This is a genomic window from Vibrio sp. R10-SF1-ISO8 (assembly GCF_059833805.1).
On record NZ_JCBDHL010000021.1, the window covers coordinates 380,676 to 401,199 of the forward strand.

Below are 20,524 nucleotides of genomic sequence, written 5' to 3' on the forward strand. Positions count from 1 at the left end.
ATGAAAAAGCTACTACTCCTGATTGTTGCTTTAGTTATGGTCGGTTGCCAGCCTCTAACCGATATGCGTAAAGATGACTGGTTAACAGCCGTCGGTTACGCAAGCATCAGCGAGCAAAAAGGCCGCAATGAAGAAGAAAAGCAAGTTCGCGCTATGCGCGCTTCTAAAATCGATGCGTATCGCGAGCTAGCGGAGCAAGTCTACGGAATGCGTGTCAGTGGCCGTGCTGACCTGCAAGATCAACGTCTGGGCACTGAACTGACGTCTGGTGCTGTTGATGGTGTAATACGTGGTGCTGAAGTGGTACGCAGTTACAAAGTAGGCGACAGCTACGTCACAGAGCTAAGATTGGATATTCAGAAAATGAATAAGCTACGTGATTATGGCGAGGTACAAACGGTTCCTGAAAAACGTCAACAGACACTATTTTAAAACTTTAATCTCCGAACAAACAAAAAGCGGCAACCAATGGTTGCCGCTTTTTTTGATTTCTATTCCTAAGCTTTGATATTAGTGCCTAACGTCGTGACATTTTTGGTTTGACCTTCAGCAGTATAGGTCATACCTAACTTGCCTTGAGATTGCTGCATTAGGTTATTGAGTTTGTTAAAGCTAAGTTGCGCACGTTGCAGCGCCTGACCATTAACTTCGTTGGCTTGCTGGCAATCACTGATTAGAGAGCGAATCTGCTCAACCAGAGGGCTCAACTCTGGATCGTGCGATAAGCTTTCTACTTCAGGGTGGCGACGAAGACGTTCGTCAGTAGTCTGTAACTGTTCAATTAAGATAATCTTGTTTTTGGCGATAGCTTCGATATCTTTTGATACTCGATTCGCAATCGCAACCCTTTCTTGCTCAAGAACATCGGTAAGCTCTTGGGCATTTTTCAATTGGAACTCGATCAAACTTAGTATCGCAGCCATGGTCAACAATCTCGCAGATTATAGTCCGCCAAGCTCTTTTTCGAACTTAATCATATTGTCGGCAAGTTTTTGAGGATCGACATTGTATGAGCCGTTAGCAATCGCTTCTTTGATTGCGGCTACTTTAGCTTTGTCAAAGCTAGGTTGGCTGACCATTTGATTATGCATTTCTCCCACCGCCTTGCCTTGTGAGCTGAGTGAAACTGCATCCTGAGCGACATCAGACTTTTTTGCCGAGTCTGAGTTGCTTGTTGGACTGCTTTCGTTACGAACAGAACTGCGCGTCGAAGTTGATAGCGTTTGCCCTGAACGTATGTTGTCGATACCTGCCATAATTGTTGAGCCTTTTGAAGATTTATCTATATGTACTGTCAATATCGACGCGTACGGTTAAAACTTTAGCTTTTTTTAAAAGTTCTAAAAGATCACCGTCACTTCTGAAATTCCAGTTACACGTCCTTCAATTATACGGTTGGATTTACTATTTTTCACCCTTATCTGTTCACCATGTGAACCATCTGTGAGCGCAACACCTTTTGTGGTAATCGTCATACCAGACTTGACGGCTTTAATTGTGACGGTTTCATTGCGACATACGACGCAAATATCTCTAGCTTCTATAATGTCACCAGAGCGAAGGTTTTTCTTTGCTTTTGCGCCTATTACAGCATCAATTGTGGAAAAGCCTTGCCGCCTAAAGCGTTGTAAGTCTACCATATTAATAGTGATATCTTGAGCAGCAATGATTTGTCCACGTGATAGAGGGGTAGTCAATACAACTTGTGGTCCGGTGCGAGTTAAACGCACTGGGACGTAGACTCGCCAATCATCATCAGGGCATTCTACCAATACGGTGATGTTACTGGCGTTGGGGTTGGTCGATGAAGAAGAACTATTGAGCCTAGTAGGGCAGTCTGTCGCGAAAATTCGGCTATCTAAATTAGCCGCTTTGGCCTCAAGTGTGCCACCTGAAGGCCACTCAATAGTTGCAAGAATGTACTCTTCTGCAGCTTGTTGAATAAGTTGAATTTGGTTTTCTGTTGCAGATGTCGCTGAAAAACTAAAGAAAAACAACAAAAAGCCGATAGACTTATAAAACTTTTTATAGAAAGCTCTACAATTAGTTATGGAAAATGAGCATAAGTGTGATTTAAAGTATGTCATTCTGTTTCTCTGAAGTTTTACATGGCCGTTAGTAGACTACCATTTTTTTTAGCATTAAAGTTTGAGATGGAGATGAGCTTATGTCGGGTATTCTTGATTCTGTGAATCAGCGTACGCAACTCGTCGGACAAAACCGATTAGAACTCCTAACTTTTCGCCTGATGGGGCGTCAACGTTATGGAATTAACGTATTTAAAGTAAAAGAGGTACTTCAGTGCCCTAAGCTTACTTCAATGCCAAACTTACACCGACTCGTCAAAGGTGTGGCTCATATTCGTGGCCATACCGTTTCTGTTATTGATTTAAGTCTGGCGGTGGGGGGCAGACCTACTACTGACGTCGAAAAAGCTTTTGTAGTTATTGCTGAATTTAACCGCACTATTCAGGCCTTTTTGGTTACTTCTGTCGAGCGTATTATTAATATGCACTGGGAAGCAATTTTGCCACCACCTGAAGGGGCTGGTAAATCCAATTACTTAACGGCTGTCACCAACATTGATAACGAGCTAGTTGAAATTCTCGATGTAGAGAAAATTCTTGCAGAAATCGCGCCAGTTGACGAGACAATGGATGCATCAATAGGCGAAGAGATTGCTCAGGTTGAGGCAGAAAAAGAGATTGTACGTCGTATTCTCATTGCGGATGACTCGACGGTTGCACGTAAGCAGGTTGAGCGCGCAATTACATCATTAGGATTTGAAGCCGTTGCTGTTATTGATGGTAAGCAAGCTTATGAGAAGCTAGTAGAAATGGCAGCTGAGGGCAGTATCTATGATCAGATTTCTTTGGTTATCTCAGATATTGAGATGCCGGAAATGGATGGCTATACATTAACAGCCGAAATAAGGCGTAACCCTGATCTTAAAGATCTTTATGTTATTCTTCACTCATCACTTAGTGGTGTATTTAACCAAGCTATGGTTGAGCGGGTAGGAGCTAACTCCTTTATTGCGAAATTCAACCCTGATGAGCTTGGTAATGCAGTAAAAGCTGCACTTACAGAATAAAAAGAGAAGTTAATGACAGCGATAACTATAAGCGATCAAGAGTATCGTGATTTCAGCCGATTCTTAGAGTCACAATGTGGTATTGTGCTTGGTGATAGTAAGCAGTACCTAGTCAGAAGCCGACTAAGCCCGCTCGTCACTAAGTTTAAGTTAGCGACTCTGTCTGACTTGCTTAGAGATGTGGTGACTGGGCGTAATCGTGAACTGCGTGTTGCCGCTGTTGATGCCATGACCACCAACGAGACACTGTGGTTTCGTGATACCTATCCATTTGAAGTGCTTGCTAACAAGTTGTTGCCAGAAGCGGCAGCCAATAAGCGTCCAATTAAGATTTGGTCTGCGGCAAGCTCTTCAGGTCAAGAGCCTTATTCTATGGCGATGACGATACTTGAGACCCAGCAACGCAAACCTGGCATGCTGCCTAGCGTGTCTATTACCGCTACTGATATCTCAGCGAGCATGCTTGATATGTGTCGTGCTGGTGTTTATGACAATTTGGCGTTAGGTCGAGGTCTCTCACCTGAACGACGACGCAATTTCTTCGAAGATGCTGGTGATGGCCGCATGAAGGTCAAAGATAACGTGAAGCGTTTGGTTAACTTCCGCCCACAGAACTTAATGGATAGCTATGCGCTGCTCGGTAAGTTTGACATCATCTTCTGTCGTAATGTGCTTATCTACTTCTCGCCGGATATGAAGTCTCAAGTATTGAACCAAATGGCAAATAGCTTAAACCCTGGCGGGTATCTGCTGTTGGGGGCTTCCGAATCTTTAACTGGCCTTACTGACCGATTTGAGATGGTTAGATGTAACCCGGGTATTATCTACAAACTCAAATAATCGAGTCTTAATCCTTCAAATGCCCAGCCTTAATGCTGGGCATTTTTGTATCTATTCCCTAGTTAACTTGTATACTTTCTACGAGTCATTCCAAACTCTTTAGCATGATGTCGCCATCTGAGTTGGCGTACTTATTGCAAATTATCCAATTGAAAGTAATAGTGGAACAAATTTTATTAAAGTTGGTACGCTAATTGCTTTTACATTTAATAGTAACGGTCAGTTCTTGAGTAGAGGTTAACATGGCTATTTCTTTCGACAACGCATTAGGTATCCACCAATACACGGTGGGCGTACGTGAGCGCAATGCAGAGGTGATTTCCACCAACATTGCACAAGCGAACACTCCTGGCTACAAATCGAAAGGAATGGACTTCCAAAAGGCACTGCAGGCGGCAACATCAGAGGCAAGCATCGGGCTTAGTCGAACTGATAGTCGGCATATTCCTGCCTCTACTAGGGTGACAGGGGAAGTAATGTATCGTCTTCCTACACAACCTGACACAGGTGATGGCAATACGGTTGATGTGGATTTAGAGCGTAACTTGTTTATGCAAAATCAAATCAGACACCAAGCCTCACTTGACTTCTTAGGAAGTAAATTCAAGAACTTAACTAAAGCATTAAAGGGGAGTAACTAGATGAGCTTATTTAACGTTTTCAATGTAACTGGTTCTGCCATGAGCGCTGAATCTGTTCGTCTAAATACGACCTCAAGTAACTTAGCCAATGCGGACAGTATCTCTAGCTCTGCGAAAGATACCTATAAAGCCCGCCACGCTGTGTTCGGTGCGGAGTTAAGTAAGGCAAAGTATGGCCGCGACCATACGGTGCCAGTGAAAGTGATGGGTATTGTCGAAAGCGATAAGCCGCTTGATGCGGAGTACAACCCTGACCATCCACTCGCTAATGACGAAGGGTATATCTACAAGCCTAACGTTAATGTGATGGAAGAGATGGCTAACATGATTTCTGCTTCACGTTCTTACCAAACGAACGTTCAAGTAGCAGATGCAAGCAAACAAATGCTGCTGCGTACGCTGCAGATGGGTCAATAAGGATAGGAGGTAACTATGGCCGATGGCATTAATAATGTTGGTCAAAGCGGCTTGTCCTATGTAGACCAGCTTAAACAGCTTCAGGACAAGAACAAGCCCAACGAGACAACAGGTAAGCAGGATCTTAAACAAGAAGACTTCTTATCTCTGCTCACTAAGCAACTTGCCCAGCAAGACCCATTTAAGCCGGTTAGCAATGACCAGATGATTGCACAGATGGCGTCATTTGCGACGGTGGACGGAATCGGCAAGATGAACAATCAGTTTGAAACACTGAATGCGTCGATGACTTCTAACCAAGCGCTTCAAGCTTCTTCTCTTGTTGGTCGAGACGTTCTCGTCCCAGGCGCAGCGGGAGTGAAAGCGGATGACGGCTCAATGGCTGCTATGGTGAAACTCCCTCAATCTGTCGATAACTTGATGGTGCGAGTGGAAGATCAAATGGGTCAGCTAATCCGTACCTTTGATGTTGGTTCGAAACCTCCGGGTGACAGCCGAGTTGAATGGGACGGTAAAGATCAAAACGGTAATCCATTGCCGGCAGGTAAATACAATGTGAAAGCATCGGGTTTACTAGATGGCAAAGCCAAAGAGTTTGAGGTTTCGACCTACGCTAATGTAAACAGTGTTCTCTTAGGTAAAGGCGATGGTAACGTACTACTCAATCTGGCTGGCTTTGAGTCGCCAGTTCGACTTGCTGAAGTACTAGAAGTTGGCAAAGCGTAACTCTTAAGTAGATATGCTAGCTAGATAGGAGATTTTGGAATGTCATATGTTGCACTAAGCGGTCTATCCGCAGCTCAGTTAGATCTGAACACAACCAGTAACAACATTGCGAATGCGAACACGTACGGTTTTAAGGAGTCTCGTGCGGAGTTCGGCGATGTTTACTCAAATTCACTTTTTACTCATGCGAAAACAACACCCGGACAAGGTGTTCAAGCGGCTAAGGTTGCTCAGCAGTTCCACGAAGGCTCTAGTATTTATACTAACAACCCAATGGATCTGCGTATTAGTGGCACAGGCTTTTTCTCTGTAGCAAAAGATCGTCTAACGCCAACCACCAATGAATTAACGCGTAATGGTGCCTTCCACCTGAACAAAGATAATTACATGGTGACGGCTAACGATGAGTTTTTGTTGGGCTATCAAGTGAACAAAGATACTGGTGACGTTCTCTCTTACGAGCCTTCGCCAATCAACATTCCAAAAGAGTTCGGTAAGCCAAAGCAGACATCAAACATTGATGTGGGTGTCAACCTCCCTGCTGGTGGTGACCTGAAGGATCCGGCGTTGTTTGATTTCTCAGACCCAGAAACGTACAACCGTTCGACTTCATCGACCATTTATGACTCTATGGGGCAGTCGTACAAGTTAACGACTTACTACCTAAAAGATCAAACTCAACCAAACACTTGGCAGACTTATTACACGGTCACTGACAGTGCGGGTGAGAAGCCGATCAATATTGTGGGTGGTGATGCTACATCACCAACAGGCCAAGTTGGTCATACCATGAAGTTTAACAATGATGGTACCTTAGCGAGTCTGAACAATGGTCAGAACATAGTCTCTGAAGCTCTGGGCGCAGGTGCGAATCCTGTTGAACTCAATGGTGCTGATATTAACCAGGTTCTGTCATTTGGATTACAAGATGCGACTCAATTTGCCGCTCCATTTGAATTGACTAAATTTGATGAAGATGGCGCAACAACGGGTTTCTTGACTAAGGTTGACTTCGATGAGAATGGTAGCGTTTTGGGTACATACTCTAACGGTGAAAACATCATTCTAGGGCGTGTTTCATTGGTTCGAGTAGCGAATGAGCAAGGTCTAGATAAGAAGGGCGGTACTCAATGGGATTCGACTCAATTCTCTGGTGATAAGATCTGGGGTGAATCTAACAAAGGCTCTTTCGGTACGATTACTAGTGGTACTTTAGAGCAGTCGAATATCGACATGACGCAAGAGCTAGTTGACTTGATTTCTGCGCAACGTAACTTCCAAGCTAACTCTCGTTCGCTAGAAGTGCACAACCAAACGCAACAGAACATCCTACAGATTCGTTAATCTTTGTAAGGTATTCCTAGCGGGATGTCGCAATCATCTGAATAGCAAGCTGGTGGCAATGATCAGCTTGCTATTGTTGCCACTACGGCAATTCCCTCCGAAAACCCTTGCCGTTTTTCAATTAAAACCCTGATATTAAAAACAAAATAAATTTGGCACGACAATTGCTTTTATTGATCTGAATTGTGATTTTTGGAGCAAATTATGGATCGTGCACTGTTTCTCGCTATGAGCGGCGCCAAGCAAAATATGCAGGCTTTGCAGCTTAGAGCAAACAACTTGGCGAACGTCAGTACCACGGGCTTCCGTGCTGATTTGGCGCAAGCTCGCTCAATGCAAGCGTATGGCGATGGTCTACCAAGCCGTGTGTTTAGCATGACAGAACGTCCGGGACATAATTTCCAACAAGGCAGCGTGATTACTACTGGGCGTGACTTAGATGTCACCATCCAAGGTGATGGCTGGATCTCTGTACTGGATAAAACGGGTAAAGAAGGTCTTACGCGCAACGGTAACCTAAAGATTGATGTCAATGGCTTGTTAGTCAGTGGCAACGGTAATCTTGTTCTGGGTGAAACGGGTGCACCAATTACATTACCAATCCCAATTAGTAAAGTTGAGATTGGTAACGACGGTACGATTTCTGTTGTTCCTCAAGGCGCTCCAGCCGATGCAATTGAAGTGGTTGACCGTATTAAACTCACTCGCACTAACAATCAATCACTATTCAAAGATATTAACGGCTTGTTCCGTGCAAAAGATCCTAATGCGGCATACGAAGCGGATGCCAGTGTAAAACTGCTCACAGGCGCAATTGAAGGTAGTAACGTCAATGCTATTGGCGAAATGACCAATTTAATTGACTTGCAACGTCAGTTTGAAATGCAAGTAAAAATGATGAGCACAGCAGAAGACATGGACAAAGCGTCTGATTCTCTGCTTCGTATGAGCTAACAGATTCTAGGAGAGAGTTATGCATCCGGCACTATGGGTAAGTAAAACGGGCTTAGACGCTCAACAAACTAACATTTCAACCATTTCAAACAACTTGGCGAACGCTTCAACCGTTGGTTATAAAAAGAGCCGTGCGGTTTTTGAAGATTTGTTCTATCAGAATATCAATCAGCCAGGTGGTCAGTCTTCTCAGAATACTGAATTGCCAAGCGGCTTGATGCTAGGCGCTGGTTCTAAAGTTGTCGCGACACAAAAAGTCCATACTCAAGGCAACACTCAAACAACCAACAATAGCCTGGATATGATGATCGAAGGTGACGGTTTCTTCCAGATTCTGATGCCAGACGGCAATATTGGTTATTCGCGTAACGGGCAGTTTACTGTTAACGATGAAGGGGTCATTGTTACTTCAGGTGCAGGTTATGCCCTTGAGCCTGAAATTGCTATCCCAGAAGACGCCATCAGTATTACGGTCGGTACGGATGGTGAAGTTTCTGTTCGCGTTCGTGGTCAGCAAGATAACCAAGTGGTTGGACAGATTGCGACGGTCGACTTTATTAACCCAGGTGGCTTGGAACCAATAGGTCAAAACCTTTACTTGCCAACAGGTGCGAGTGGTGATCCACAAGAGGGCGTACCGGGTTTTGACGGTTTTGGTGAGGTCAGACAATCGATGCTAGAAACCTCAAACGTCAACGTGACCGAAGAGCTTGTTAACATGATCGAAGCTCAGCGTGTGTATGAAATGAATTCTAAGGTCATCTCTGCAGTCGATAAGATGATGAGCTTCGTTAATCAGCAGCTGTAATCACGGTTTAGGGTTGGGATAACAAATGAAACGAATAATCGCAGTTTTTACAGTGGCAGTGATGTCTGGATGCTCGATGTTAGAGCCGCCAATTGAAACTCCGGATGTAACCCAAGGCACAACAACCGTTGATGCGGTCGAAGGGGATAAGTCTGCACAAGAGAGCTCGGGAATTATAGATACTCTTCGTGGCCGAGCAGACCCAGTTTCAGGCGACCCAGCTTGGGCACCAATTCACCCTAAACACAAGCCAGAGCATTACGCTGCGGAAACAGGTTCACTGTTCAACACGGCAAGCACTAATAGCTTATATGATGACTCAAAACCACGTGGCATCGGAGACATCATTACCGTAACACTTGATGAGAGCACCAAAGCGGCTAAAAGCTCTGACGCAGATTTATCGAAAAACAATGACGCGTCAATGGATCCGCTAGAGGTCGGCGGTCAGCAACTGAATATTGGTGACTATAATTTCTCGTATAACTTAAGCAACGATAACAAGTTCAAGGGCAGTGCGGCGGCTAATCAGAGCAACAGTATTTCTGGCTCAATTACGGTTGAGGTGATCGAGGTACTGGCCAACGGCAACTTGATTATCCGTGGTGAAAAGTGGCTAACCCTGAATACTGGTGATGAGTATATTCGCTTAAGTGGCACTATCCGTCCAGATGACATTAAATACGATAATACAATAGCGTCGAATCGAATTTCTAATGCTCGTATTCAGTACTCAGGCACTGGAACGCAGCAAGATATGCAAGAACCGGGATTCTTGGCACGATTCTTTAATGTCTCCCTATAAATCCATCTGATGCCGCTTTTTTGGCAGCGTGTTAAGTGGGCATAGAGATTAGAACAAGGGTATGATCATGAAAAAGTTGTTTCTCCTTTTAACCAGTATGATGTTTATCGCGACGTCGGCTCAGGCGGCGCGTATCAAAGATGTCTCGCAAGTCGCTGGTGTTCGTAGCAACCAATTGGTTGGCTATGGTTTGGTTACAGGCTTGCCTGGAACCGGAGAATCAACCCCCTTTACTGATCAAAGCTTTAATGCAATGTTGCAGAATTTTGGTATTCAAATGCCGCCAGGCACAAAGCCAAAAAGTAAGAACGTTGCTGCTGTTATTGTAACTGCTGAGCTGCCTGCGTTTTCAAAGCAAGGTCAAACCATTGATGTGACCGTCTCTTCGATTGGTTCGGCTAAAAGCCTACGAGGCGGTACGCTAATGCAGACAATGCTCAAAGGCCTCGACGGGCAAATCTATGCCGTTGCACAGGGTAATCTTGTCGTCAGTGGCTTTAGCGCAACAGGTGCGGATGGTTCAAAAATCGTCGGTAATAACCCGACAGCGGGTATGATTTCTAATGGCGCTATGGTTGAACGTGAGATACCCACTCCGTTTAGTCGTGGTGACTACATTACCTTTAACCTTCTAGAATCTGATTTTACTACTGCGCAGCGCATGGCTGATGCGGTAAACAATTTCCTTGGTCCGCAAATGGCCTCTGCGGTTGATGCGACATCTGTGAAAGTACGTGCACCGCGCGACATTACTCAACGCGTGGCTTTCTTATCTGCAATTGAAAACATCGAATTTAATCCTGCTGAAGGTTCGGCAAAAATCATTGTTAACTCACGTACTGGTACGATAGTGGTGGGCAAGCATGTTCGTTTGAAGCCCGCTGCAGTAACTCATGGTGGTATGACGGTGGCGATCAAAGAAAACCTCAATGTTAGTCAGCCTAACGCGTTTGGTGGTGGAGAGACTGTTGTCGTGCCAGATACGGATATCGAGGTAACGGAAGAGCAAGGTAAAATGTTTAAGTTTGAGCCGGGTCTGACTTTGGATGATCTGGTTCGAGCGGTAAATGAGGTTGGCGCAGCGCCTTCTGATTTAATGGCGATTCTGCAAGCGCTTAAGCAAGCAGGGGCGATTGAAGGTCAACTGATCGTTATCTAAGGAGTAGAGCATGATTAACAATGGCAATGACATCGGCTTTATTCACGATATTGCAGGCTTAGATAAATTACGTAAGCAAGCAGTGGAAGGTGACGAAGGTAGTGAAAAAGCAGCGCTAACCGCGGCAGCGAAGCAATTTGAAGCGATTTTTACCTCGATGCTGTTCAAATCCATGCGTGATGCCAACTCGACTTTTGAGTCGGGTTTGATGGACAGTCAAAATCAGCAGTTTTATCGACAAATGATGGACGAGCAAATGTCCAGTGAGCTAAGCGCTTCTGGCTCGCTCGGCCTGGCTGATATGATTGTCGCTCAACTTTCTACAGGTAGCGTCGAAAACCAGAGTGCTAAAGCGCGCAATGAAGATTTTGAAGCTATGATGGAGAAAATTGACCGTATTCGCCATGAACGTGCTGATGCAACCAGCGTTGAATTACCTTCACAGCCTCACCCATCTCGCTTTGAGTCGCCGGAAACCTTTGTGACTTCAATGAAGCCTTATGCTGAAAAGGCGGCAAGAGCGCTTGGTATCGACTCATCGCTTCTATTAGCGCAGGCCGCGTTAGAAACGGGTTGGGGGCAGAAAGTAGTTAATAACTCTCGTGGTAGCAGTAATAACCTGTTTAATATCAAGGCTGATCGAAGCTGGTCAGGTGATAAAGTCTCTACTCAAACTTTAGAGTATCATCAAGGTGTGCCGGTTAAAGAGAATGCCGCTTTTCGCTCTTACGCTAACTATGAAGAGAGCTTTAACGACTACGTACGTTTTCTTAATGAAAACCCTCGTTATACAACCGCGCTACGCCACGGTGGTAACAACGAAGAATTTATTCGTGGTATCCATCAAGCAGGCTATGCGACTGATCCTAGATACGCAGATAAAGTTCTTAGCGTAAAAGCGCGCATTGATCAGATGTAAAGTGAAGGACGGACTTCGTCCCACAGGTACTAGAACGGACTTCGTCCTACAGAACACTCCGTTTCGAGAGGCGAGAGGAGCTATTGACAGAGCTTCTCTCTAACTAGATAAAATCATCCCGCATCCCGCATCCCGCATCCCGCATCCCGCATCCCGCATCCCGCATCCCGCATCCCGCATCCCGCATCCCGCACTTGGCACACATATTGCAAAATCTAAGTCAGATGTTCAGTTAACGCTGATTTTAAAAGGTTTCTTGGGGGCAATATGTCGTCTGATCTTCTGAATCTTGGTTCGCAAAGCGTTCTCACAGCTCAGAGACAACTAAACACCACCGGTCATAACATCTCTAATGTGAATACAGAGGGTTATAGCCGTCAGTCGGTGATACAAGGCACAAATATGCCACGCCAATATGGCGGGGAAACCTATGGTATGGGCGTTCATGTGGAAAAAGTTCGCCGCTCTTGGGATCAGTTTGCCGTTAATGAACTGAATGTCTCAACAACCAATTACGCGCATAAAGTCGATGACGAAGCCAATTTGGAAATGCTTTCAAATATGCTGTCATCGGTCGCCTCGAAAAAAATTCCAGAAAACCTTAACGAGTGGTTTGATGCCGTGAAATCACTCGCTGATAGTCCAAATGACGTGGGTGCACGTAAAGTGGTGCTTGAAAAAGCAAACTTGATTACTCAGAACCTAAACGACTTCCATGAAACGATTCGTCGTCAGTCGGATGTGACTAACAAGAAGCTTGATTTAGGTATCGAGCGTGTAAACCAGCTTGCCTTAGAGATTAGAGACTTACATCGTCTTATGATGCGTACGCCTGGTCCACATAATGATTTGATGGATACGCATGAGAAGCTTATCGCTGAACTCTCTGAGTACACAAAAGTTACCGTCACACCGCGCAAAAATGCAGAAGGTTTTAATGTTCATATTGGTAACGGGCATACCTTGGTGTCAGGTACCGAAGCCAGTGAACTAAAAATGATTGATGGATACCCAGATGTTCATCAACGTCGCTTAGCCATGATTGAAGGTAAGGGTATCAAAGCGATTACCACCAAAGATATTGATGGAAAGATCGGTGCCATGCTAACAATGCGTGACGAGAAAATTCCTCAGTTAATGGATGAGCTGGGTAAGCTCGCCACTTCCTTCTCTTATGAAGTGAACAGCTTACAGTCCCAAGGTCTAGATTTACGCGGAAACATTGGTGGGTTGATGTTTACTGATGTGAACTCTGATTTTATTGCAGAATCTCGTGTTGTCACTTCTTCTAACTCAAAAGCGGACTTGGCGGTTTACATCGAGGACACTAGCCAGCTCGTTGGTGGGCAATATTCTTTGCAATATGTAGGTGGTGATTATTACGTCACACGTCCATCAGGAGAGCAGTTCATAGTTCCGGTTGTAGACAATGCTATTGCCCTAGATGGCTTACGAATTGATATTCGTAATGACTTAGAAGCTGGTGAAAGAGTACTGATTCGCCCGACCCGAAGCGGAGCCGCTCAGATGCAAATGGCGACTAATGATCCTAGTGATATTGCAGCACAGAGCTACGAAGCTTCGACAACTTTTGCTCAAGGCAGTGCGGAATTTAGCATTGCTCAAGCAGGTAATTTGCGAGAGTTTGAAGTGATCATTTCACCTGACGGTCAGCAGTTTGCTGTAACTGATACTAAAGGGAACATTCTACTTCAACCACAAGCTTATCCGCCTAGTGGCGCTGTAACTGTGCAGGGTACCTCATTTGAGCTAACAGGTGGTGCTCTGCCGAATGACAAGTTTACGGCAAACCTTGTCCCTTCTGAAGGTGATAACGGCAACCTACTAAAAATGCAAAACATCCAAACGGATAAAAAACTTAATGATGGTGAGTCGACCATTCTCGACATTTACCACAACCTCAATACCGATGTCGGTCTTCAAATGTCTACGGCTTCGCGCTTAACCGATGTTTCGCGTTTGGAGAAAGAAGCCGCACAAGAAAGAGTTGCATCGATTGCAGGTGTTAACTTGGATGAAGAAGCTGCCAACATGATGAAGTTTCAGCAAGCTTATATGGCGTCGTCTCGTATTATGCAGGCGGCTAACGACACTTTTAACACCATCCTTGCGCTGAGATAAGTAGGCATAAATGATGAATCGTATTTCTAGCTTCCATAATTATCAGTCGGTACAGAACGATTTACGTCGCTCGGAAGCCAAAGTGCATCACAACCAAGCACAATTAGCGTCAGGTAAAAAATTAATGAAAGCGAGTGACGATCCACTCGCAACGCATTACATACAGAACATCGGTCAACAGAAAGAGCAACTGCGTCAGTTTACCGATGCAATTACTCTTTCTCGTAATCGCCTTGAACACCATGAAGTCATTATCTCCAATGCGGAAGACTTTGCTGATGAAGCAAAACGAACGGTAATGGAAATGATCAATGGTTCATTATCACCGGAAGACCGTTTGGCTAAACGTCGTGAAATGCAGGAAATCGCCAACAACTTTCTGAACTTAGTCAATGTCCAGGATGAGTCTGGTAACTATATATTTGCCGGAACTAAGCCGAAGAATCAGCCTTTCTTTCGTGATAAAGATGGCGATGTGGTGTATGCAGGCGACGACTATCAGCGGAAGATGAAAATCTCTAACAGTTTAGAAATGCCAATCAATGACCCTGGCAGCAAATTGTTTATGGAGATCGATAACCCATTTGGTGATTTTGAGCCTAAATACAATCTAAACGAGACTTCAGATCTTTTACTTGAACGAGCGAACAATATCAATCCAGATGACAACTCGAGCTATAGAGTGACATTTGTTGATATGCCAGATGGGAAGTACGGCTATCAACTTGAGCGCGATGGTTCTGTGGTGAAGGCCGATACTTTTGATCCTGCCGTGGGTATTAAGTTTGAAGATGTGTCTATTCAGGTTAAAGGGCAAATTACTAAAGGTGACCAAATTACTTTAGAGCCCAAACGTACCTATAGCATTTTTGAAACCTTTAAAGATGCGATGGCGCTGTCACAAGGCTCAGTGTCGGATGTATCTAATACAGCTCAACTACACCGAGTTGTGGAAGAATTTCATTCTGCCTTCATTCACTTGACTAAAGCGCGTACGGATGTCGGCGCTCGATTAAGTACGCTAGATATTCAAGAAGAGCAGCATGACGATTTCAATATGACTTTAGCCAAATCTAAAAGTAATTTTGAAGATCTTGATTACGCAGAAGCAATCATTGAGTTCAATGAAAACTCACGCGCGCTTCAGGCGTCTCAACAGGCATTTGGCAAGACCAAAGACCTCACTCTATTTAACTATATCTAAGCTCATTGCCTTATGTGCTATGCCGTAAGTGCGAGATAGATACTGCTATTGGATAAAGTGGCCAGGATACATAGTGGCAATCTAGTGGCAAAAAGGGCGGCAATCATTTTGCCGGTTTAAGTGGGCAATATTTGTTCGATGCGAGCAAATAACAAGCTTACTTCTTAAGTTGCTAATAAATAAAGGGAAAAATATTTGTTTGGTAACTATTTTAAAATTGGCACATAACTTGAATTGTTTAGTGCAGAGTTAAACAAATTAGTTTTAAGTAGGCAATAGATCTACTTAGCAAGTCATTTACGGTCAGTGCTTCCAAATGAGACAAAGCTGGCCGCTTCGCAAGCACTTGCGAACTCAATAGGAGAGCAAAGTATGACCATTACAGTTAATACTAACGTGTCGGCGATGACCGCCCAACGTTACTTGAATAAGGCGACAGGGGAGCTAAACACTTCCATGGAACGTCTGTCATCAGGTCAAAAAATTAATAGCGCTAAAGATGATGCGGCTGGCCTACAGATCTCGAACCGACTAACGGCCCAGTCCCGTGGTTTAGATGTGGCAATGCGTAACGCGAACGATGGTATCTCTATCGCTCAAACAGCAGAAGGTGCGATGAATGAGTCAACTTCGATTCTTCAACGTATTCGTGACTTGTCACTGCAATCGGCAAACGGCACAAACTCAGCATCTGAGCGCCAAGCTTTGCATGAAGAAGTTTCTGCTCTGCAAGATGAGCTTAACCGAATCGCTGAAACCACTTCATTTGGTGGTCGAAAACTGTTGAACGGTTCATTTGGTGAAGCGTCATTCCAAATCGGTGCGAGTTCTGGTGAAGCAATCATCATGGGCTTAACAAGTGTCCGTGCGGATGATTTTCGAATGGGTGGTCAGTCATTTATCTCAGACTTGGAAAAAGCTAAAGATAAAGACTGGGGAGTGCCTGCTGCGGCGAAAGATCTTAAGTTTGAATTTACCACTAAAGATGGTGAAGCAATTACCTTAGATGTCATAGCTAAAGAGGGTGATGATATTGAGGAATTAGCAACTTACATCAATGGTCAGACAGACAAGTTTAAAGCGTCTGTAGACCAAGATGGTAGACTGCAAATCTTTGCCGCCGAACCAAACCTTCAAGGTAATTTGAACATTTCGGGTGGATTAGCTGGAGAGCTTGGACTTAATGGTGGGCCGGGTGTTCAAACCACGGTGCAAAACATTGATGTTCGCTCTGTAGGTGGTGCGCAAAATGCGGTCGGTATTATTGATGCGGCTCTTAAGTATGTTGACTCACAACGTGCGGATTTAGGTGCGAAACAAAACCGTCTAAGCCACAGCATCAACAACTTAGCGAATATTCAAGAAAACGTTGAAGCATCGAACAGTCGAATCCGCGATACAGACTTCGCGAAAGAGACCACGGCGATGACGAAAGCACAAATTCTGCAACAAGCGGGTACATCAATACTTGCTCAAGCAAAACAGTTGCCTAACTCTGCAATGTCACTATTGCAGTAATAGTCAAACTTTGCACCGACATTAACCTAGACGTAGGGTCAGTGTGATTTTGACGGCAAACATAGGTGATTAGGTAATGGAGCTCTCTCTCACACCTGCTCCATAACTGGAGTCACTTATGTAGCACGGCAGCCAGGCTGTGATCATTTCTCTCGATCTCCATATTGGCATTGGCTACCAAATAGCCCCGGTTCTCTCAAAGGAAAGGGGCTTTTCTTTTGCCCAAAGAAAATTCTAGCTCCTTTTTTCGTACTCCCATCTATTTCAAAATCGCGCCTTATCGGCTGAAAGCAAAAAATCTTTAGCAATTGATTTCATATCTGTCGGTTGTGTCAATATCTCTTTCTAATCGTTAGGTTTTTAAAATATTTGCCTATTTAGCTCTAAAGTTAATCAATTTTACGTCGTTAATAAGGTTACTTTGAGAGAACTAATTGGTTTACCGAGACGTCGGAAACCCTTTACCTCCGGTGTACGGAAATCAATAGGAGAAACCACTATGGCGGTTAATGTAAATACAAACGTTTCGGCAATGACAGCACAACGTTATTTAAACAGTGCGACTACTGCCCAACAGACGTCGATGGAAAGACTTTCATCTGGCTTTAAGATTAACAGCGCAAAAGACGATGCGGCAGGTCTTCAGATCTCTAACCGTTTGAATGTGCAAAGCCGTGGCTTAGATGTCGCTGTACGTAACGCGAATGATGGTATTTCGATGGCACAAACCGCTGAAGGTGCTATGAACGAAACGACTAACATTCTGCAACGTATGCGTGACTTGTCACTTCAATCTGCTAACGGTTCAAACTCTAAGTCTGAGCGCGTTGCTATCCAAGAGGAAGTAACGGCTCTAAACGATGAGCTAAATCGTATTGCTGAAACCACTTCATTTGGTGGTAACAAGCTACTAAACGGCACATTTGCTACCAAATCATTCCAGATTGGTGCTGATAATGGTGAGGCAGTAATGCTAACCATGAACAACATGCGTAGTGACAACTCAATGATGGGTGGTAATAGTTATATTGCCGCAAACGGTCAAGACAAAGACTGGAGCGTACAAGCGGGCGCGAATGATCTGACCATTGCACTGACTGACAAGTTTGGCCAGGCTCAAAACGTTACCATTAATGCCAAAGAAGGTGATGATATCGAAGAGCTAGCCACTTATATCAACGGTCAAACAGACTTAGTAACAGCGTCTGTTGACGAAGATGGTAAGCTTCAGTTATTTACCGATAACAACCAAGTCGAAGGTGCTGCAACATTTGGTGGTGCACTTGCTGGTGAGCTAAGTATTGGTGCCGCGCAGGCAGTGACAGTCGACACGATGGACGTGACTACTGTTGGTGGTTCGCAACAAGCCGTAGCGATTGTAGACTCTGCACTTAAGTTTGTTGATAGCCATCGTGCTGAGCTTGGTGCATTCCAAAACCGTTTCAACCATGCGATTAACAACTTAGATAACATCAACGAAAACGTGAATGCGTCTAAGAGCCGTATCAAGGATACAGACTTTGCGAAAGAGACAACGGCACTTACTAAGTCTCAGATCCTATCGCAAGCATCAAGTTCTGTTCTTGCTCAAGCAAAGCAAGCGCCCAACTCAGCGTTGGGGCTTTTAGGCTAAAGAGTTAGTCTCTTAGCACAATTAAAGTCATGACTTAATTAAAATCCAGCTTCGGCTGGATTTTTTATGTTTGTAGCGCTTCAAAATGCAATTTGAGGTAACCCGCTATTCGCGAAATACTAGTGAAATGTAGAGGAGAGCATATTGCAGATAAAAGAAAACCCAGCTAAATAGCCGGGTTTCTTTAAATAATGGTGCGGAAGGAGAGACTTGAACTCTCACACCTTGCGGCGCCAGAACCTAAATCTGGTGCGTCTACCAATTCCGCCACTTCCGCAACAAATCTGTATTCATATCGCTAATTGGTAAAAGCAATACGAAGTTGTAAATGGTGGCTACGACGGGATTCGAACCTGTGACCCCATCATTATGAGTGATGTGCTCTAACCAGCTGAGCTACGTAGCCAATGGTGCGGAAGGAGAGACTTGAACTCTCACACCTTGCGGCGCCAGAACCTAAATCTGGTGCGTCTACCAATTCCGCCACTTCCGCATAAATATGGCTGTAGTCTTCAAGATGGTGCGGAAGGAGAGACTTGAACTCTCACACCTTGCGGCGCCAGAACCTAAATCTGGTGCGTCTACCAATTCCGCCACTTCCGCATCTTGAAACTACGTGATCATGTGTATAACTACAAATGATCGAAATAAATGGTGGCTACGACGGGATTCGAACCTGTGACCCCATCATTATGAGTGATGTGCTCTAACCAGCTGAGCTACGTAGCCAAATGGTGCGGAAGGAGAGACTTGAACTCTCACACCTTGCGGCGCCAGAACCTAAATCTGGTGCGTCTACCAATTCCGCCACTTCCGCATCAATTTTGTGTTCATCCCGCTAATTGGCAAAAGCGTAATGAAGTTGTATGGCAGGTCTACCTGGATTCGAACCAGGGAATGGCGGCATCAAAAGCCGCTGCCTTACCGCTTGGCGATAGACCTGCAGTGCTCTAATTAAAGAGACTTCAAGTAATGGTGCGGAAGGAGAGACTTGAACTCTCACACCTTGCGGCGCCAGAACCTAAATCTGGTGCGTCTACCAATTCCGCCACTTCCGCATCAATTTTGTGTTCATCCCGCTAATTGGTAAAAGCGTAATGAAGTTGTATGGCAGGTCTACCTGGATTCGAACCAGGGAATGGCGGCATCAAAAGCCGCTGCCTTACCGCTTGGCGATAGACCTGCAGTGCTCTAATTAAAGAGACTTCAAATAATGGTGCGGAAGGAGAGACTTGAACTCTCACACCTTGCGGCGCCAGAACCTAAATCTGGTGCGTCTACCAATTCCGCCACTTCCGCAACAATTTTGTGTTCATCCCGCTAATTGGTAAAAGCGTAATGAAATTGTATGGCAGGTCTACCTGGATTCGAACCAGGGAATGGCGGCATCAAAAGCCGCTGCCTTACCGCTTGGCGATAGACCTGCAGTGCTCTAATTAAAGAGACTTCAAATAATGGTGCGGAAGGAGAGACTTGAACTCTCACACCTTGCGGCGCCAGAACCTAAATCTGGTGCGTCTACCAATTCCGCCACTTCCGCAACAATTTTGTGTTCATCCCGCTAATTGGTAAAAGCGTAATGAAATTGTATGGCAGGTCTACCTGGATTCGAACCAGGGAATGGCGGCATCAAAAGCCGCTGCCTTACCGCTTGGCGATAGACCTGCAGTGCTCTAATTAAAGAGACTTCAAATAATGGTGCGGAAGGAGAGACTTGAACTCTCACACCTTGCGGCGCCAGAACCTAAATCTGGTGCGTCTACCAATTCCGCCACTTCCGCATCAATTTTGTGTTCATCCCGCTAATTGGTAAAAGCGTAATGAAATTGTATGGCAGGTCTACCTGGATTCGAACCAGGGAATGGCGGCATCAAAAGCCGCTGCCTTACCGCTTGGCGATAGACCTGCAGTGCTCTAATTAAAGAGGCTTCAAATAATGGTGCGGAAGGAGAGACTTGAACTCTCACACCTTGCGGCGCCAGAACCTAAATCTGGTGCGTCTACCAATTCCGCCACTTCCGCATCAATTTTGTATTCATACCGCTAATTGGTAAAAGCCATATGAAATTGTAAATGGTGGCTACGACGGGATTCGAACCTGTGACCCCATCATTATGAGTGATGTGCTCTAACCAGCTGAGCTACGTAGCCACTCGTGAGCGAGACAATATAAACTCTCTAGCTCTTAGTGACAAGCCCTTTTTTAATTAGGCTCAGCACTTTAAATAGTGGCAGGTCTACCTGGATTCGAACCAGGGAATGGCGGCATCAAAAGCCGCTGCCTTACCGCTTGGCGATAGACCTGCAGGCATAGCTAAAA

Annotated in this window: 19 protein-coding genes and 18 tRNA genes; 16 read left to right on the forward strand and 21 right to left on the reverse strand. The window is 44.9% G+C overall.

Annotation, left to right across the window (positions count from 1 at the left end; all coding sequences use genetic code 11):
- Positions 1-432, forward strand: coding sequence for a flagellar assembly lipoprotein FlgP (flgP, locus tag AC6R00_RS19750; protein ID WP_004746782.1), 432 nt, complete (start codon positions 1-3; stop codon positions 430-432).
- A gap of 65 nt (positions 433-497) precedes the next feature.
- Here the strand turns inward: flgP and AC6R00_RS19755 are convergent, their stop codons facing one another.
- The 3 genes from AC6R00_RS19755 to flgA all read right to left on the reverse strand — a co-directional run bounded on the left by AC6R00_RS19755 (position 498) and on the right by flgA (position 2,087).
- The gene (locus tag AC6R00_RS19755; RefSeq protein WP_500641660.1) at positions 498-923 is read right to left on the reverse strand and encodes a flagella synthesis protein FlgN; all 426 of its coding nucleotides are present in this window, start codon (positions 921-923) and stop codon (positions 498-500) included.
- Between the two features lie 18 nt (positions 924-941).
- Complete coding sequence (flgM, locus tag AC6R00_RS19760) at positions 942-1,256, reverse strand: flagellar biosynthesis anti-sigma factor FlgM (RefSeq protein ID WP_500641661.1); 315 nt, start codon at positions 1,254-1,256, stop codon at positions 942-944.
- An 84-nt stretch (positions 1,257-1,340) separates the two neighbouring features.
- Positions 1,341-2,087 (reverse strand): flagellar basal body P-ring formation chaperone FlgA, encoded by a 747-nt coding sequence (flgA, locus tag AC6R00_RS19765; protein WP_500641662.1) that lies wholly within the window; start codon positions 2,085-2,087, stop codon positions 1,341-1,343.
- Positions 2,088-2,167: 80 nt separating this feature from the next.
- Here flgA and AC6R00_RS19770 point away from each other — a divergent pair, with 80 nt between their 5' ends.
- From AC6R00_RS19770 to AC6R00_RS19840, 15 genes are all read left to right on the forward strand, one after another.
- Entirely contained in the window at positions 2,168-3,094 is a 927-nt protein-coding gene (locus AC6R00_RS19770; RefSeq protein ID WP_004746774.1) for a chemotaxis protein CheV, read from the forward strand.
- A 12-nt stretch (positions 3,095-3,106) separates the two neighbouring features.
- Positions 3,107-3,934 (forward strand): protein-glutamate O-methyltransferase, encoded by an 828-nt coding sequence (locus AC6R00_RS19775; protein WP_004746773.1) that lies wholly within the window; start codon positions 3,107-3,109, stop codon positions 3,932-3,934.
- Between the two features lie 242 nt (positions 3,935-4,176).
- Complete coding sequence (flgB, locus tag AC6R00_RS19780) at positions 4,177-4,575, forward strand: flagellar basal body rod protein FlgB (protein WP_100753759.1); 399 nt, start codon at positions 4,177-4,179, stop codon at positions 4,573-4,575.
- Positions 4,576-4,992, forward strand: coding sequence for a flagellar basal body rod protein FlgC (flgC, locus tag AC6R00_RS19785; RefSeq protein ID WP_171383551.1), 417 nt, complete (start codon positions 4,576-4,578; stop codon positions 4,990-4,992). It begins immediately after the preceding gene.
- A 15-nt stretch (positions 4,993-5,007) separates the two neighbouring features.
- Positions 5,008-5,718 (forward strand): flagellar hook assembly protein FlgD, encoded by a 711-nt coding sequence (flgD, locus tag AC6R00_RS19790; RefSeq protein ID WP_069666951.1) that lies wholly within the window; start codon positions 5,008-5,010, stop codon positions 5,716-5,718.
- Between the two features lie 39 nt (positions 5,719-5,757).
- Complete coding sequence (gene flgE, locus AC6R00_RS19795) at positions 5,758-7,062, forward strand: flagellar hook protein FlgE (RefSeq protein ID WP_500641663.1); 1,305 nt, start codon at positions 5,758-5,760, stop codon at positions 7,060-7,062.
- A 204-nt stretch (positions 7,063-7,266) separates the two neighbouring features.
- A complete protein-coding gene (gene flgF, locus AC6R00_RS19800) occupies positions 7,267-8,016 on the forward strand; it encodes a flagellar basal-body rod protein FlgF (protein ID WP_069666949.1) in 750 nt (249 codons plus the stop codon).
- Positions 8,017-8,035: 19 nt separating this feature from the next.
- Positions 8,036-8,824 carry a flagellar basal-body rod protein FlgG gene (flgG, locus tag AC6R00_RS19805; protein WP_004746763.1) on the forward strand — a complete coding sequence of 263 codons (789 nt, stop codon included), beginning with the start codon at positions 8,036-8,038 and terminating at the stop codon, positions 8,822-8,824.
- Between the two features lie 25 nt (positions 8,825-8,849).
- On the forward strand, positions 8,850-9,629 hold the full coding sequence (gene flgH / locus AC6R00_RS19810) for a flagellar basal body L-ring protein FlgH (RefSeq protein ID WP_500641664.1): 780 nt from the start codon (positions 8,850-8,852) through the stop codon (positions 9,627-9,629).
- A gap of 67 nt (positions 9,630-9,696) precedes the next feature.
- Positions 9,697-10,788: a flagellar basal body P-ring protein FlgI gene (locus AC6R00_RS19815; RefSeq protein WP_500641665.1), complete on the forward strand. Its 1,092-nt coding sequence runs from the start codon at positions 9,697-9,699 to the stop codon at positions 10,786-10,788.
- A 10-nt stretch (positions 10,789-10,798) separates the two neighbouring features.
- Positions 10,799-11,707: a flagellar assembly peptidoglycan hydrolase FlgJ gene (flgJ, locus tag AC6R00_RS19820; RefSeq protein WP_500641666.1), complete on the forward strand. Its 909-nt coding sequence runs from the start codon at positions 10,799-10,801 to the stop codon at positions 11,705-11,707.
- Between the two features lie 267 nt (positions 11,708-11,974).
- Entirely contained in the window at positions 11,975-13,849 is a 1,875-nt protein-coding gene (gene flgK, locus AC6R00_RS19825; RefSeq protein WP_500641667.1) for a flagellar hook-associated protein FlgK, read from the forward strand.
- A 10-nt stretch (positions 13,850-13,859) separates the two neighbouring features.
- Positions 13,860-15,053 (forward strand): flagellar hook-associated protein FlgL, encoded by a 1,194-nt coding sequence (gene flgL / locus AC6R00_RS19830; RefSeq protein WP_500641668.1) that lies wholly within the window; start codon positions 13,860-13,862, stop codon positions 15,051-15,053.
- 372 nt (positions 15,054-15,425) lie between these two features.
- Positions 15,426-16,571: a flagellin gene (locus AC6R00_RS19835; protein ID WP_500641669.1), complete on the forward strand. Its 1,146-nt coding sequence runs from the start codon at positions 15,426-15,428 to the stop codon at positions 16,569-16,571.
- Positions 16,572-17,070: 499 nt separating this feature from the next.
- Positions 17,071-18,204, forward strand: a complete 1,134-nt coding sequence (locus AC6R00_RS19840; RefSeq protein WP_500641670.1) for a flagellin — start codon at positions 17,071-17,073, stop codon at positions 18,202-18,204.
- 192 nt (positions 18,205-18,396) lie between these two features.
- Here AC6R00_RS19840 and AC6R00_RS19845 read toward each other — a convergent pair.
- From AC6R00_RS19845 to AC6R00_RS19930, 18 genes are all read right to left on the reverse strand, one after another.
- Positions 18,397-18,481: transfer RNA gene (locus AC6R00_RS19845), tRNA-Leu, on the reverse strand.
- 52 nt (positions 18,482-18,533) lie between these two features.
- Positions 18,534-18,610 (reverse strand) — tRNA-Met (locus AC6R00_RS19850).
- A gap of 2 nt (positions 18,611-18,612) precedes the next feature.
- A tRNA-Leu gene (locus AC6R00_RS19855) sits at positions 18,613-18,697 on the reverse strand.
- Positions 18,698-18,722: 25 nt separating this feature from the next.
- Positions 18,723-18,807: transfer RNA gene (locus AC6R00_RS19860), tRNA-Leu, on the reverse strand.
- A 49-nt stretch (positions 18,808-18,856) separates the two neighbouring features.
- A tRNA-Met gene (locus AC6R00_RS19865) sits at positions 18,857-18,933 on the reverse strand.
- A 3-nt stretch (positions 18,934-18,936) separates the two neighbouring features.
- A tRNA-Leu gene (locus AC6R00_RS19870) sits at positions 18,937-19,021 on the reverse strand.
- A 50-nt stretch (positions 19,022-19,071) separates the two neighbouring features.
- Positions 19,072-19,146: transfer RNA gene (locus AC6R00_RS19875), tRNA-Gln, on the reverse strand.
- Between the two features lie 31 nt (positions 19,147-19,177).
- Positions 19,178-19,262: transfer RNA gene (locus AC6R00_RS19880), tRNA-Leu, on the reverse strand.
- 50 nt (positions 19,263-19,312) lie between these two features.
- Positions 19,313-19,387: transfer RNA gene (locus AC6R00_RS19885), tRNA-Gln, on the reverse strand.
- A 31-nt stretch (positions 19,388-19,418) separates the two neighbouring features.
- Positions 19,419-19,503, reverse strand: a tRNA-Leu gene (locus tag AC6R00_RS19890).
- 50 nt (positions 19,504-19,553) lie between these two features.
- Positions 19,554-19,628: transfer RNA gene (locus AC6R00_RS19895), tRNA-Gln, on the reverse strand.
- 31 nt (positions 19,629-19,659) lie between these two features.
- Positions 19,660-19,744, reverse strand: a tRNA-Leu gene (locus tag AC6R00_RS19900).
- Between the two features lie 50 nt (positions 19,745-19,794).
- Positions 19,795-19,869 (reverse strand) — tRNA-Gln (locus AC6R00_RS19905).
- 31 nt (positions 19,870-19,900) lie between these two features.
- A tRNA-Leu gene (locus AC6R00_RS19910) sits at positions 19,901-19,985 on the reverse strand.
- Positions 19,986-20,035: 50 nt separating this feature from the next.
- A tRNA-Gln gene (locus AC6R00_RS19915) sits at positions 20,036-20,110 on the reverse strand.
- Positions 20,111-20,141: 31 nt separating this feature from the next.
- A tRNA-Leu gene (locus AC6R00_RS19920) sits at positions 20,142-20,226 on the reverse strand.
- A 52-nt stretch (positions 20,227-20,278) separates the two neighbouring features.
- Positions 20,279-20,355, reverse strand: a tRNA-Met gene (locus AC6R00_RS19925).
- Between the two features lie 78 nt (positions 20,356-20,433).
- Positions 20,434-20,508, reverse strand: a tRNA-Gln gene (locus AC6R00_RS19930).
- Between the last annotated feature and the right edge of the window lie 16 nt (positions 20,509-20,524).